Below are 13,952 nucleotides of genomic sequence, written 5' to 3' on the forward strand. Positions count from 1 at the left end.
ACGGTCACGACGGGCCGCCGGGTTGCATCATCGCGAGCGATCGTCCGAGCGCGAGGGGGGCCTGGACGACACAGCCGCCGCCAGCGTGGAGCGGTGCATCGCCGCCGTGATCGGCGAGGGGTCCGTCAGGCGGTGCGGAAGACCTCGATCTCGGCCAGCCCGACGTTCTTGGTCGTGCTGGCCACCTGGGTCACGGTGAACCGGATGGACGTCGTCGACTTCGCCGGGAACGAGACCGTCAGCGCCGAACCGTCGTTCGGCAGCTGTCCGACCGCGACGGTGGATCCGTCCGAGAAGCGCAGCGTGCCGGCCAAGATCCGATCGTCGGCGTTCGGCCGGTCGTACAGCACGACCCGGTCGACCCGGACCGCGGAGGCCCACGCCAAGTTGAACCAGGAGTTGGCCCGGCCACCGGTGGTGACCCACTCCCGGCTGGCGTCACCCGGGTACCCGTCCTTGACACCGTCGACCGCCTTGGCGGCCGTCTGCCCGTCCGCGGTGTTCTGCGACGACGCGGTCACCGTGGCCTGCCCGGCCACGTTCACGGCGTCCGACGCCGGCGGCGTGGTGGTCGTGGGGGTGGTCGGCGTGGTCGTGGTCGGCGGGTTGGTGGTGGGCGTCGTGGTCGGCGGGTTGGTGGTGGTCGGCGGCGGAGTGCTGGTGCCGGCGGTCAGCACCTGCATCTCGGCCAGGCCGACGTTCCGGGTGGTTCCGGACACCTGGGTGATGGTGAACCGGATCGACGTCGTCGACTCGGCCGGGAAGGAGACCGTCAGCGGGGATCCGTCGTTGGGCAACTGCCCGACCGCGACGGTGGACCCGTCGGAGAAGCGCAGCGTCCCGGCGAGGATCTGGTCGTCGGCGTTGGGGCGGTCGTGCAGCACCACCCGGTCCACCTGCACCGCGGACGGCCAGGCCAGGTTCAGCCACGAGTTGGCCCGGCCACCGGTGGTGGCCCACTCCCGGGCGAAGTCACCCGGGTACCCGTCGGCCACGCCGTCGACCGCCTTGGGTGCGGTCTGCCCGTCGGCCGTGTTCTGTGACGACGCGGTCGCCGTCGACTGCGGGGCGACGTTCAGTCCTCCGGAGCCGGGCGGCGGTGTGGTGGGTGGCGTCGTGGTGGGCGGGGTCGTCGTGGGCGGAGTCGTCGGCGGCGTGGTGGTGGGCGGAGTCGTCGGCGGCGTGGTGGTGGGCGGAGTCGTCGGCGGCGTGGTGGTGGGCGGAGTCGTCGGCGGCGTGGTGGTGGGCGGGGTCGTCCCGGTGGCCAGCACCTGGAACTCGGCCAGCCCGATGTTCAGCGTGGTGCTGGACACCTGGGTCACGGTGAACCGGATGGACGTCGTCGACTTCGCGGGGAACGAGACCGTCAGCGCCGAACCGTCGTTCGGCAGCTGTCCGACCGCGACGGTGGATCCGTCCGAGAAGCGCAGCGTGCCGGCCAGGATCCGATCGTCGGCGTTGGGTCGGTCGTGCAGCACCACCCGGTCCACGCGCACCGCCGGGTTCCACGCCAGGTTGAGCCAGGAGTTGGCCCGGCCACCCGCCGTGGCCCACTCCCGGGACACGTCGCCCGGATAGCCGTCGGCGACGCCGTCGACCGCCTTGGCGGCGGTCTGCCCGTCCGCGGTGTTCTGCGAGGACGCGGTCACCGTGGCCTGACCGGCCACGTTGGTGCCACCGGACGTGGGCGGGGTCGTCGTCGGCGGGGTGGTCGTCGGCGGGGTCGTGGGAGGTGTCGTGGTGGGCGGGACCTGTCCCGGTTCCTGATCACTGCCGGGCACCGTGTGGCTGCGGGTCAGCCACTGGGCCTCCGGCTTGCCGGCGCAGGCGGCCACCGTCTGGCATTCCCGCCAGTCGAAGGGGGCGTAGGTGTAGTAGGCGCTGGACTTGGCCTGCGCGTCGGCGGCGGACAGGTTGGCCGACTCGTACACCGTCGGGTAGCCGCGGTAGCCCAGCAACGCGGCCGACGGGGCGTACTGCTGGCGGATCTGCTCGGCCAGGTAGGCCACCGTGTAGTGGTCGCTGTGGTCGCCGTCGCCGTAGTGCCCGTCGAAGTCCAGGGTTCGGATCACGGTGGGCGTCGACGCGGTGACGATCGCGCCGACCGCGGTCCGCAGCTGTGCCAGCGTGTAGGTGGCGGTCCGGTCGACGGCGCGGATGCTGGTGATCGCACCGGACCACAGCTTCTGCAGGCTGGCGTACTGGCTGCGGCTCCCGCCGCTGCCATCCATCATCCCGTCGGGTAGACGCATCCAGACGGTGGAGACCTTCGGGTTGGCCGACAGGGTGTTCATCACCACGGGGCGCCCACCGGCCGGCGCGGTACCGCTGGTCCACTGGTTGGCGACCCCGGCCATCTGCGCGTACGCGGCGAGCACGCCGGCCTCGCGCGACATCCAGTAGTAGGAGTCGTCGTTCGCGTCACCGGAGGTGAGGAACACCGTGCGGACGCACTTCCCGGCCTTGATGTCCTTGATGATGGCCGGGTTGACGAAGAACAGGTCATCGTCCGGGTGGGCGACGATGCTGACCGTCGACCCGGCCGGGCACGCCGCCGGCGCGGCGGCAGCCTCGGCGTCGGGGTTCTGGATCCGGATCAGGACGACCGCCACGAGGGCAAGCACCACCCCGATCGAGAGCAGCTGCGGGCGGCGTCGTCGAGGCGTCGCGGCGGTGTTCATGGTCTCTTCTTCCGGATCGTCCGTGCCATGCACCTCCCCCGGTGCGCGGCTCCAAGGCGGTCAGGCCGTGCGGCGCCAGGCGACCGGTCGACCGGTCACATCCGACGCAGCGGCGGAGGGAGCCGTCGTGCGTCCGGTGGGGAGGGTGTTCAGGTGGCCGCGGTCCCAGCGCCGGTTGGCCCGGCGGCTGCGCAGGTACGCCAGCGGACCGGACGGCATGCCGCGGAGTTCGCTGGCCAGCAGCTGCCTCGGGTAGCCGTGGTCCACCTCGGGCTCGGACGTCGCGGTCGACGCGGTGACCTCGGGCTCCGCCCCGCCGCGCACCCGGGCCAGACTCTGCGCGGTGAACCGGTGCGCCGCGTTGGGCAGCGCCGCGGCCAGTGCGAGCAGGTGGCGCCCGTCGTGGCGGATCAGCGAGGTCAGCATGGCGGTGAAGCCGAGTCCGTTGCCGTGCAACTGGTGCAGCAGTTCGGGGACCTCACGGCGATGCCGGTGGTGCACGACGGACGCCGGCTCGAAACCGATCGACCCGCCGTTGAACAGCACCGCGATGAGCGCGGCGAGATCCTCCCCGCCGCGGGCGGCCGTCCCGGTCCCGAGCGACACGTCGAAGCCGCCGATCCGGCGCAGCGTGGAGCGCCGGAAGGCCATGTTGGCCCCGGCGCCGTAGGCACCGACGCCATAGACGGAGAACTCACGCTGCGACCGACCGTCCGCGCCACGGACCGAGACCCGGGCGCCGGACAGGGCCTTCCAGCGGGACGGGGACGCGTGCAGGGACACCGGCTCGAACGTGCGCTCGCCGCTGAAGCCGCCGTAGTACCGCTCGAACCAGATCTGGGCCGGCGTCTCGAGTTCCGCCGGCAGGATCATGCCGGTCACGGCGTCGAGCTCGGGCTCGACGGCGAACCGGCTGCCCAGCGCCCGCAGCCAGTTGGGGTCCACCCGCACGTCGTCGTCGGTGAAGGCGACGATCTCGCCGCGGGCGGCGGCCACCCCGGCGTTGCGGGCCGCGGAGATCCCGGGCCGCAGCGCCCGGGCCACGCGCACCTGGGCGAACCGGGCGACCAGCTCGTCCAACGGGTCGTCCGCCGGCCGGTGGGACCGGTTGTCCACCAGGATGAACTCGACGTCGGGGTAGTCGACGGCCCGGAACCCGTCCAACAGCAACTGCAGATCGACGACGCGCGAGACCATGGTCGGGACGACGACCGAGATGGACGGCAGGGCCCCGTCGGCGACGCGGACATCGCCGACGGGACGGCGGATCTCGCCGGCCGCGGCGGCGACGTCGTCCCGCAGCACGTCGGCGGGCCGACGCAGGTCGAACTCGCGCGCCTCGCGCGGGATCCCGCTCTGGCGGAAGACCACGAGGGCGGTGTCGTAGCCGGTGGTGCGACTGAGGTCGACGGCCGGACGCTCCACGTCGACCGAGACCACGCTGACGGGCGTGGGTCCGGGGGCGGTCACCACGGACTTCACGCCGACGCCTCCTCGACGACGGCGGCGGTCGGGACCGGGCGGGCGGCGCGGCGGCCCCACCGCAGCGAGCGGACGTTCGACTGCCCGACGGGCAGTTCGAGAGCGCGGCGGCGGGAGCGGCCGGGCAACGTCCGCCAGCGTTCGGTCACGATGGTGCGCAGCACCCGGAGACCGTCGCGGACGGCATGCAGGTTGCTCTCGCCGAACAGGCGGTCCTGCTCGATGCTGGGCACCTCGGCCACCCGCAGGCGGGCGGTGGCGACCCGGGTGTTGATCATCGTCTCGATCTCGAAACCGTCGCCCCACTGCGGGGTGTCGGTCGGGTGCGGCAGCGGCAGGTCCAGGTGCGGCAGCACGTCCGACCAGAACGCGTTGTAGCCGTAGCAGAGGTCGGTGTAGCGGGTGCGGAAGACGACGTTGGTCAGCAGCGTCAGCCCGCGGTTGCCCAGCGAGCGGATCACCGTGATGTCGGTGCTGCCGCCACCGGCCAGCACCCGGCTGCCCTTGGCGAAATCAGCACCGGCGAGCAGGGCCTCGACGAAGCGGTCGATCTCGGCGACGTCGGCCGACCCGTCGGCGTCGAACATGACGATGATGTCGCCGGTGGCCTCGGCGAACCCGACGGCCAGGGCGTTGCCCTTGCCCTTGCGGGTCTGCCCGACGAACCGCGCGTCGGGCCGGACCCGGCGGACGACCTCAGCGCTGTCGTCGACCGAGTGACCGTCCACGACGATGATCTCGGCGCCGGACGGCAGGGCCGGCAGGACGACCTCGAGGTTGCGGGCCTCGTTCCGCGCGGGGACGACGATGGAGATCTTCGGGGCGGCTTCTGGGCGCGGACGGACAGCGTGCATCAAGGACTCCAGGCGTGCGAGATCGACGTACGGGCAGCGGGTTGCTCACCCCACGACTGGCAGACCCCGATCGGCCAGGGGGGTGGTGATGTCGTTCGCCTCCGAACGACACGGTCAGAGTAACCGAGTCGTGATCGCGACTACAAGGAGTAGACAGGAAAGGACCAAACCGGGCATGTCCGGTCTCCGGACCGGTGAATGCTCACCCGATCAGTGGCAATGGGCAACCACATGAGTGATCACGCCGTCGCTCCGAAGGCTCACGGCCGTTCCGACGAGCGCTGAACGCCCCGCGATGCCGCACGGGCGGGTCCGGACACCCCATTCGTGTCATCTGTGGCATATGTCGCATTCAAATTCGTGAACCGGCGTAACGATCACGGTGCGAGAGTCCGCCGCTACGCGGGGTTGTCGACGATCGCGTCCCACCGCCACGACGGCCCGCTCGGAGCCGCTCGGACCGGCCGCACAGATGCCCACCGGTCCGGCCGGCACCGTCCGACGCGGACGAGGCCGACGCCCATCCGGGTGGTGGCCTCGTCCGCGTTCCGTGATCTTCGCGCTGCGGTGCCGGGCGGCGGCGCCGCTCCTCAGAGCTCGTCGGGGACGGCCTCCGGCGTGCCGTTGAGCGCGTTCAGCACCTCGTCCAGTTCATCCGGCTTGACGAGCACCTCGCGGGCCTTGGAGCCCTCGGACGGCCCGACGATGCCGCGGGTCTCCATGAGGTCCATCAGGCGACCCGCCTTGGCGAACCCGACCCGGAGCTTGCGCTGCAGCATCGAGGTCGAGCCGAGCTGGGAGGTGACGACCAGCTCGACCGCCTGCAGCAGCAGGTCCAGATCGCCGCCGATGTCGGGGTCGACGTCCTTGCTCGGGTCAGCCTTGGCCTGGGTGACGCCCTCGGTGTACTCGGGCTCGGCCTGCGTCTTGACGAACTCGACGACCTGGGCGATCTCCTCGTCGGAGATGTAGGCGCCCTGGATGCGCAGCGGTTTGGACGCGCCCATCGGCAGGTAGAGGCCGTCACCCATGCCGATCAGCTTCTCGGCGCCCGGCTGGTCGAGGATGACCCGCGAGTCGGTGAGCGACGACGTCGCGAAGGCCAGCCGCGACGGCACGTTCGTCTTGATCAGGCCGGTGACCACGTCGACGGACGGGCGCTGGGTGGCCAGCACCAGGTGGATGCCGGCGGCCCGGGCCTTCTGGGTGATCCGGACGATCGCGTCCTCGACGTCCCGCGGCGCGGTCATCATCAGGTCGGCGAGCTCGTCGATGATGCCGAGGATGTAGGGGTAGGGCCGGTAGACGCGCTCCGAGCCGGGCGGCGTGGTGATCTGCCCGGTGCGGACCTTGCGGTTGAAGTCGTCCACGTGCCGGACACCGTGGGCGAGCATGTCCTGGTACCGCTGCTCCATCTCCTCGACCAGCCAGGCCAGCGCCGCCGCCGCCTTCTTGGGCTGGGTGATGATCGGCGTGATCAGGTGCGGGATGCCTTCGTACGGCGTGAGCTCGACCATCTTGGGGTCGATGAGCACCATGCGGACCTCGGCCGGAGTGGCACGCTGCAACAGCGAGACCAGCATGGAGTTCACGAAGCTGGACTTGCCGGAGCCGGTGGCGCCGGCCACCAGCAGGTGCGGGGTCTTGGCCAGATTGGCCGTGACGAACTGCCCCTCGACGTCCTTGCCGAGGCCGATGACGAGCGGGTGCTGATCGCTGCGGGCCTCCGGGTCGGCCAGCACGTCACCGAGCCGCACCATCTCGCGGTCCGAGTTGGGCACCTCGATGCCGACCGCGGACTTGCCCGGGATGGGCGCGAGCAGCCGCACGTTGTCGGTGGCCACCGCGTACGCGATGTTGCGGGTCAGCGCGGTGATCTTCTCGACCTTGACGCCCGGCCCGAGTTCGACCTCGTAGCGGGTGACCGTCGGGCCGCGGGTGAATCCGGTGACGGCAGCGTCGACGTTGAACTGCTCGAGGACGCTGCTGATCCGCTCGATCATCTCGTCGTTGGCCGCCGAGCGGGTCTTCGGCGGGGCGCCGAGCTTGAGGAGTCCGCCGGGCGGCAACTGGTAGCTGCCGTCCACCATGCGGTCGAGGGTGAGCTGGGTCGGCTCCTGCACCGGCGGCTGCTCCGGCTCGGCGACGGGCGGGCGGTCCACCCGGGCCGGGCGGGCCGCGACCGGCGCCGCCGTGGGCCCGGCAGCCGACTCCGCCTCCGGTGCCGCCGCGGCCCGGCCACGTCGGGGCAGGGCCCGGGTGGACTGTTCGGGCAGGGCCGGCGGCTCGCCCCACGGAGCGTCCAGCCCCGGGTCGTCCGCCGGATCCAGCTCGGGCTGCACCTGGTCGTCGGCGCTGGCCTGCCGGCGGCGCTGCGGCCGGCGCAGGCGGGTGGTGGCCGGGTCGGCCTCACGGTCCAGCGCAACGGTGGCGCCGTCCAGGTACTCGTCATGCCCGTCGGCGGTGTCGACCGCGGTGCCGACACCGTCCTCGGCGGCCGCGTCCCGCCGGGGACGGCGGGCGCGGCGGGCCGGCTGCTCGTCGTCGAGGTCGTCCTGGTCGGCCCAGTCGTCGGTGTGCTCGGACCGGCTGCCGCTGAACCGGTCGACGAGATCGCGTGTCGCGGCAGGAAGGTCGCGCACCGGGATGCCGATGAGCAGCAGCAGGCCGAAGAGCCCGAGCAGCACCAGCAGCAGGATGGCCGGCACGGTGCTGATGCCGATGTACAGCGGCTGACCGACCAGCCAACCGAGGGTGCCGCCGGCGGTGCGCCGGCCGGACACCGACTCCAGCGCCGGATCGGCCAGGCTGCTGACATAGCTGACGTGCAGGACACCGTCGACGGCCAGGACCAGCGCGGCGGTGCCGAGCACCCGGCGCGGTCGGTGCGGCGGGTCGGCCGGGCGGCGCAGCACCAGGATCGCCACCACGGCCAGCGCGACGGGCAGCCAGAAGGCGAGCGTGCCGAACCAGACCCGGACCGCGTCGTCGACGACGGCGCCGACCGGTCCGGCCGCAGAGAACCAGGTGGCGACGGCGGCGATGACCGCTGCGGCCAGCAGCAGCAGGGCCACCCCGTCCCGGCGGTGCGCCGGATCGATCTCCCGGCTGCGGGCGGCGCCGTGGCCGACCGCCCGGACCAGCCCACCGACGGCGCCGGCGATCATCCGCCAGATGCGCAGCAGTCCCCGGCCGATCGCCGGACCCGCGCCGCCGCCACTGCGGCGGGCGGCCGGGCGACCGGACGGGCGGGACCCGCGAGCCGGCCCGCGCTGCGGGCTCCGGGACGCGGCCGGACGGGCCCGGGTGGAGGCACCGGACGACGGCCGGCGGGTGGTGGTGCCGGACTTGGACGCCGAGCCGGAGGTCCGGCGGGTCGCGGTGGACGCGGACGATCCGGAGGACCGGGTGCTCGTGCGGCCGCCGGCACTCCCGGTCGAACGGGGACGTGGGCTCGCCGAAGCAGGGGTCTTCCCGGGCATGGCCTGCACGCTAGCGGCGGCGGCCCCACGAGTCACAGGTGCCACACCGGCCACAGGCCGGTGAGGTCGGTCCCGTCAGCCCGGCACCACGCCGGGGGCCACGCCGCCGCCGGTCACCTGCAGCACCCGGGTGACGTCCACCGCCGACAGCCACAGGTACCAGGGCGAGGCCCGCAACTGGCCGGTCGGTGGGCGGATGGCGACCAGCACGGCCGACCGGGTCCATCGCACCGCCTGCGCGGGCCACCACTGCTGGCGCCCGTCCGCGAACACCAGGCGGGCGACCACCGGGATGGCGCCGACCGTCCCCTTCGGTTTCTCCCCCGGCGGCCCGATCTGGTTGATGATGTCCTGCCCGAGCGACCACTGACCGTCCACGAATGGAGCGTATCGAACATGTGTTCGACAGATCGGACACCAACCCCTGCCGGAAGCGAAGACGTGCGCCTGGCATCGACGTCCGATCAGACGTCCCTCGAGTTGACGATCACCGGCTACGAGTTCCCACGACGACGAACCAGGACCGACCCGCCGGACTGGGACGCCAACTGGCTGGTGATCGACGGTCGGGTGGCGCTGCCGACCGGCGAACAATGGTCCTTCCGAGCGCCGTGCCTCACGACCTGGGAGGCCGAGAACCTCGGAGCCTGGCTCGGAGCCGCCGCTTCCGCGACGTCGACCGACCTGCCGGCCCAGGATTTCACCGAGCCGGAACTGTGGCTCGACCTGGTGGCCGTGGCGGGCGACCTGCTCACGATCGCAGTGCGGCTCGCCCACGGCGCGGCGGTGCCGTTGCAGCGCGAGCGCGCGTCCTCCGCCGGTGTGACCGTGTCCCTGGCGATCCACCGGAACGAGCTGCGGGCAGCCGCATCGGCGTGGGCGGTCGAGGTGCGACGTTTCCCGGTCCGGTGACCGAGCTGGAGGCGGTCAGACCTCCCGACAGCCGATCACGGTGTTGGCCTGACCGGTCGTCGAGATGGCCAAGACGCAGACCTGCGCGGTGCGCAGGTCGATCGGGACCGTCACGTGGAAGCCGTGGTCGCCCGGCACCCCGAGCACCGCGTTGACGTCGGGTCGCGGCTGGCCCGCGGTGCGCGCGTGGCCGACACCGTTGACGTAGATGTGCACGTCGGTACCGGCCTCAGGAGCATTCGGGTCCAGCGTCCAGCCGGTCACCGTGACCGAGGCGCCGTCGACCGAGCGGATCGCCGCATCCAGCACCCCTTGCGCCGGCGCGGAACCGGGGCCGTGGACCGTGCGGCAACCCAGTGCCGTGTCGTCGCCGCCCGACCGGGACACGGCGACCGCGCACACCTCGTTGCTGCCCGCCCTGAGCGGGACGTCGTACGCGAAGCCGTGATCACCTCGCACCCCGAGCACGGCGTTGACGTCGGGCCGCGGGTCCGCGGCCTCGCCGGTGAACCACTCCCCGTTCACGGAGATGTCGACGTCGGTCGACTCGCCCGGCGCGTTGGGATCCAGTGCCCAACCCGACACGGTGGCCACCGTGCCGTCCGACGAACGAGCCACCCCGTCGAGCGCGCCCACCGCGGGGAGCAGCGAGGCGGCGCCCTCGACCGTGCGGCAGCCGAGCAGCGTGTTGCCGGAGCCGACGGTGGAGATCGCGAAGACGCAGACCTCGTTCGAGCCCGGGTCCAGCGGCAACGTGTGCTCGAAGCCGTAGTTCCCCGGCACCCCGAACGCCGCGTTCACATCCGGTCGCGGTTCGCGAGCGGGTCGTTCGTAGCCGACACCGTTGATGTAGATGTGTACGGGCGCGGTGCTCCGTGGGAGCGGCGGAAGCCGCGACCAGCCTGCCACCGTCACCGCCTTCCCGTCGGGCGAGACGGTCACGGAGTCGAGCGCTCCCTGGGCCGGGTCGTAGCGGCCACCGGAGACGAACTGGCATCGCAGCAGTGTGTTGCCCGCGCCCGTGGCGGAGATGGCGAAGACGCACACCTCGTTCGTGCCATAGCCGATCGGTACGGTCGCGGCGAAGCCGTGGTCGCCCGGGACGCCCAAGGCCGCGTTGACGTCGGGACGAGGCTCCGCCGCGCGCCGCACGTGGCCGGCGCCGTTGACGTAGATGTGCACCTCGGTCGCAGCGCCAGGAGCGTTCGGATCCAGCGCCCATCCGGTGATGATCGCCTGCGTGACGTTCGGCACCCGCACGGCCGAGTCCAGGGCCCCACGGGCGGGCGACGCCGCCGCGGCGACCGGCGCCACCACCAGACCGATGGAGGCCGTCGCCGCGACGATGGCGAGCAGGAGTGCAGCGAGGCGGCGCACGGGTCCTCCGGTCCTTCGGGCCAGCTGGGTCGTCAGCCCAGCGTGGCCGCCGTACAGCGTCCGGACAATCACACCGACGGGTGCTGACCCGCACCGATCGAGCGCTGTCCGTGCCCGTCGCCGCGGATCCGGGTCGACCCCCGGAACGATCGGCGCCATGGACGCCACCCACCGGATCGACGTCGAGCAGGCGATGGGCGTTCAATCCGGGGACTGTCTGTGGCCTCCGGTCCCGTTCGACGACGCGTCGCCATACGAGTGCTGCGAGGCGGTCTGGTCGGCACTCGGCCAGGCGGTCACCCCGGCGATGCTGGCCTCGCTCGACGATCAGGACGTCACGCGCCTTGCTGCCGCCGTCGGACAGTGGTTCGAGGTCGACACGCCCTCCCTCGCGCAGGTCCGGACCGCCGGCGCGCAGACCCTCGCGCGCTGGCCCGCCTGACCGAGATCCTGCGGTGCGAACCGCCGGGCCTGGCGGGTGACACCGAGTTCGAGCTGATCCACGCCGCGGTGCTCGCGGAGCCGATGTTCCCGCTCCACGGTCCGGGAGCCGGAGGCGTCGGGTGGGACCTGGCGCTCGTGGCGCCGGCCCGGCTGCTGGCCGGCGGCGACCCGCAGCACGTCGCGGCCGCGGTCGCGGCCACCACCTGGTTCTCCGCACCCGATCCGACCTGAACGTCCCGGCCGCCCGTCCGGCGGCCGGGACGTTCAGTACCGCAGCAGCGCCACCCGCCGGCCGGTGCGGCGGTGCGCCACGGCTGGTGCGGTGATCGGCACCGCGGCAGCGGTGGTCACCCCACGGACCACCGTCACTGCGATCCCGGCGCTGCGGCCCGCCGCGGCCAGCTCGGCGGCCACCATCCCGCGGGACGGATCACCGGCGACCAGGCACACCACCCGTTGCCCGGCCCGGGCGTGTTCCAGCAACGCCTCCACGTCCAGGGTCGACGTCCCGTGCCGGGCGGACACCGGTCCGGCGTCGACCCGCTGTACCGCCGGTGCGAGTCGGCTGAGCAGCTCGCCGGGGACCGACCGGTCGTGCGCCACCACATCCGCGGCGGCCAGCTCCCGCATGCCGCGCACGGTGATCAGGTCCGCGTCCCCGCCGGGTCCCGCCCCGACCAGCGCGATGCGACCGACCCCCGGCCGGCGTCGGCGCAGCGGCACCCGCCCGGTGTCGACGGCCAGCGCGACCGCCCGCTGCGCGATCGGCAGCACCGCGTCCCGCACCGCCACCGCTCGGCCCGGGTCGGCCCGCTCCCCGCGGCCGGTCACGCCGTCGGCGCCCACGCTGATCACCAGTCCGTCCCGACGGACGGTGGCCGGGGTGGCCGCCGTGCCGGCGCCGGCGCGGTCCGCCCGCACGCAGAACGTGCGCAGCGTGGTGGCGTCGCACTCCACGGCGCCGTCGGTCGCCGGATCGCCGGTGGCCGTGACGGCCAGCCAGGCGCCGTCCAGGTCCCCGGCCGCGTACCGCCGCGGCCGCCAGTGCAGCCCGCCGGCCGCCGCCGTCCCGGCCAGCTCGGCGCACACCCGCGGGGCGACCACGGTGACGACCGCGCCGACCGCGAGCAGTCCGCGGACCTTGCGGGCCGCCACCGGTCCCCCACCGACCACGGTCACCGCGCGTCCGGTGAGATCCAGGTGCACCGGGTACGACGCGGGATCGTCCGCGGCCGGGCGCATCTCAGATCCCCTCGAGCCGGCGGGCGCTGGGCCGCAGGTAGACGAACCAGGTGACGGCCAGGCACAGCACGTAGAACGCGATGAACCCGATGTACGCCGCGTCGGCGGACTTCGTGGCCAGGAACGACTGCCGGAACGCCAGGTTCACCAGCACGCCCCCGAAGGCACCGATGGCACCGGCCACGCCGATGAGCGCTCCGGACAGCCGCTGCGCCGTCGCCATCGACACCGCGGGCTCGGCCCCGTGCCGGGTGATCTCGAGTCCCGACTTGGCCCGGAAGATGGCCGGGATCATCTTGTAGACCGAGCCGTTGCCGATGCCGCTGAAGGTGAACAGCAACACGAACCCGATCAGGTACAGCACCAGCGACCCGCTCAACGAGGCGGTGAGCACCACCCCCGCGCCCAGAGCCATGGCCACGAAGTTGACGAAGGACACCGTGGCACCGCCGAACCGGTCGGCCAGCCGGCCACCGATCGGCCGGATGAGCGACCCGATGAGCGGACCGATGAAGGTCAGGTAGGCGGCCTTGACCGGGGTGGAGAACGTGTCGGCGAACTGGACCTGCAGCACCTGCCCGAACGCGAAACTGAAGCCGATGAACGAGCCGAACGTGCCGATGTAGAGCAGCGAGATGATCCACGTGTGCCCGTCCCGGGTCACGTCCCGCATCGCCCGCTTGCTGTTCCGCATCTCGGCCAGGTTGTTCATGGTCAGGAAGGCGCCGACCGCCGCCAGCACGATGAGCGGGATGTAGATGAGCGCGAGCAGCCGCGGCTGGCCGGCGCCCACGGTGGCCAGGATGAGCAGCCCGACGAGCTGGACGACCGCGACGCCGATGTTGCCGCCGCCGGCGTTCACGCCCAGCGCCCAGCCCTTGAGCCGGTTCGGGTAGTAGGCGTTGATGTTCGTCATGGACGATGCGAAGTTGCCGCCGCCCACCCCGGCCAGGCAGGCCACGAACAGCAGGGTGCCGTACGAGACACCCGGTTCCAGCACGACGGCGATGGCCACGGTCGGGACGAGCAGCAGCAGCGCGCTGACCACCGTCCAGTTCCGGCCGCCGAAGGTGGCCACCGCGAACGTGTACGGCAGTCGCAGCGCCGCGCCGAGCAGGGTGGGCAGCGCGGTGAGCAGGAACTTCCCGGCCGGATCGATGCCGTACTCCGGTCCCAGGAAGAGCACGAGCACCGACCACATGCTCCAGACCGAGAAGCCGATGTGCTCGGAGACGACCGAGAAGACGAGGTTGCGTCGGGCCACCCGGGCGCCGGTGGCCTCCCAGAACACCGGGTCCTCGGGACGCCAGTCGGTGATCCAGTGCGGACCGCGGTGGGACCGCGGGATGTCCGGCGCGTCGGGCCGGCTGCGTGGTTCGGACTCGACCGGGGCGACCTCGGGCGGGGTCGGGGTGCTCATCGCGGCCTCCAGGGGCGGGCGAGGTGGGCAGGGTGGGAGATGACCTTCTGCTCGGGCG

General features: G+C 72.6%; 11 protein-coding genes. 3 read left to right on the forward strand and 8 right to left on the reverse strand.

All coding sequences use genetic code 11. From position 1 onward, the window contains the following. Window positions 1-125: 125 nt before the first annotated feature. The 5 genes from JL106_RS05490 to JL106_RS05510 all read right to left on the reverse strand — a co-directional run bounded on the left by JL106_RS05490 (window position 126) and on the right by JL106_RS05510 (window position 8,877). Complete coding sequence (locus JL106_RS05490; protein WP_205259702.1) at window positions 126-2,681, reverse strand: DUF7402 domain-containing protein; 2,556 nt, start codon at window positions 2,679-2,681, stop codon at window positions 126-128. A 60-nt stretch (window positions 2,682-2,741) separates the two neighbouring features. Continuing rightward, a complete protein-coding gene (locus tag JL106_RS05495; RefSeq protein ID WP_205259703.1) occupies window positions 2,742-4,163 on the reverse strand; it encodes a glycosyltransferase family 2 protein in 1,422 nt (473 codons plus the stop codon). Continuing rightward, window positions 4,160-5,017 (reverse strand): glycosyltransferase family 2 protein, encoded by an 858-nt coding sequence (locus JL106_RS05500; protein WP_205259704.1) that lies wholly within the window; start codon window positions 5,015-5,017, stop codon window positions 4,160-4,162. Before JL106_RS05500 ends, JL106_RS05495 begins: the two co-directional genes overlap by 4 nt. 590 nt (window positions 5,018-5,607) lie before the next feature. Next, a complete protein-coding gene (locus JL106_RS05505; protein WP_205259705.1) occupies window positions 5,608-8,499 on the reverse strand; it encodes an FtsK/SpoIIIE family DNA translocase in 2,892 nt (963 codons plus the stop codon). Window positions 8,500-8,574: 75 nt separating this feature from the next. Next, a complete protein-coding gene (locus JL106_RS05510) occupies window positions 8,575-8,877 on the reverse strand; it encodes a hypothetical protein (protein ID WP_205259706.1) in 303 nt (100 codons plus the stop codon). A gap of 18 nt (window positions 8,878-8,895) precedes the next feature. On the opposite strand from JL106_RS05510, the gene JL106_RS05515 reads away from it, so the two are divergent. Then, window positions 8,896-9,411 carry a WapI family immunity protein gene (locus tag JL106_RS05515; RefSeq protein ID WP_456238372.1) on the forward strand — a complete coding sequence of 172 codons (516 nt, stop codon included), beginning with the start codon at window positions 8,896-8,898 and terminating at the stop codon, window positions 9,409-9,411. Window positions 9,412-9,426: 15 nt separating this feature from the next. On the opposite strand, the gene JL106_RS05520 is transcribed toward JL106_RS05515, so the two are convergent. Then, complete coding sequence (locus JL106_RS05520) at window positions 9,427-10,788, reverse strand: hypothetical protein (protein WP_205259708.1); 1,362 nt, start codon at window positions 10,786-10,788, stop codon at window positions 9,427-9,429. 157 nt (window positions 10,789-10,945) lie between these two features. Here JL106_RS05520 and JL106_RS05525 point away from each other — a divergent pair, with 157 nt between their 5' ends. Both JL106_RS05525 and JL106_RS05530 read left to right on the forward strand, forming a co-directional pair. Then, a complete protein-coding gene (locus JL106_RS05525; RefSeq protein ID WP_205259709.1) occupies window positions 10,946-11,230 on the forward strand; it encodes a hypothetical protein in 285 nt (94 codons plus the stop codon). An 83-nt stretch (window positions 11,231-11,313) separates the two neighbouring features. Then, complete coding sequence (locus tag JL106_RS05530; RefSeq protein ID WP_205259710.1) at window positions 11,314-11,463, forward strand: hypothetical protein; 150 nt, start codon at window positions 11,314-11,316, stop codon at window positions 11,461-11,463. Between the two features lie 33 nt (window positions 11,464-11,496). Here the strand turns inward: JL106_RS05530 and JL106_RS05535 are convergent, their stop codons facing one another. Together JL106_RS05535 and JL106_RS05540 are read right to left on the reverse strand one after the other, a co-directional pair. Next, window positions 11,497-12,474 (reverse strand): NAD(P)-dependent oxidoreductase, encoded by a 978-nt coding sequence (locus JL106_RS05535; RefSeq protein ID WP_205259711.1) that lies wholly within the window; start codon window positions 12,472-12,474, stop codon window positions 11,497-11,499. 1 nt (window position 12,475) lies between these two features. Further along, complete coding sequence (locus tag JL106_RS05540) at window positions 12,476-13,894, reverse strand: MFS transporter (protein ID WP_205259712.1); 1,419 nt, start codon at window positions 13,892-13,894, stop codon at window positions 12,476-12,478. Between the last annotated feature and the right edge of the window lie 58 nt (window positions 13,895-13,952).

This window comes from Nakamurella leprariae, from assembly GCF_016918035.1.
GTDB classification, from domain to species: Bacteria; Actinomycetota; Actinomycetes; order Mycobacteriales; family Nakamurellaceae; genus Nakamurella; species Nakamurella leprariae.

Excerpts from the sequence above, each read along its gene's own strand:
- JL106_RS05505 (WP_205259705.1), bottom strand. The coding sequence starts at position 8,499 with ATGCCCGGGAAGACCCCTGCTTCGGCGAGCCCACGTCCCCGTTCGACC.
- JL106_RS05525 (WP_205259709.1), top strand. The coding sequence starts at position 10,946 with ATGGACGCCACCCACCGGATCGACGTCGAGCAGGCGATGGGCGTTCAA.
- JL106_RS05540 (WP_205259712.1), bottom strand. The coding sequence starts at position 13,894 with ATGAGCACCCCGACCCCGCCCGAGGTCGCCCCGGTCGAGTCCGAACCA.
- JL106_RS05535 (WP_205259711.1), bottom strand. The coding sequence starts at position 12,474 with ATGCGCCCGGCCGCGGACGATCCCGCGTCGTACCCGGTGCACCTGGAT.
- JL106_RS05500 (WP_205259704.1), bottom strand. The coding sequence starts at position 5,017 with ATGCACGCTGTCCGTCCGCGCCCAGAAGCCGCCCCGAAGATCTCCATC.
- JL106_RS05490 (WP_205259702.1), bottom strand. The coding sequence starts at position 2,681 with ATGAACACCGCCGCGACGCCTCGACGACGCCGCCCGCAGCTGCTCTCG.
- JL106_RS05530 (WP_205259710.1), top strand. The coding sequence starts at position 11,314 with ATGTTCCCGCTCCACGGTCCGGGAGCCGGAGGCGTCGGGTGGGACCTG.
- JL106_RS05515 (WP_456238372.1), top strand. The coding sequence starts at position 8,896 with ATGTGTTCGACAGATCGGACACCAACCCCTGCCGGAAGCGAAGACGTG.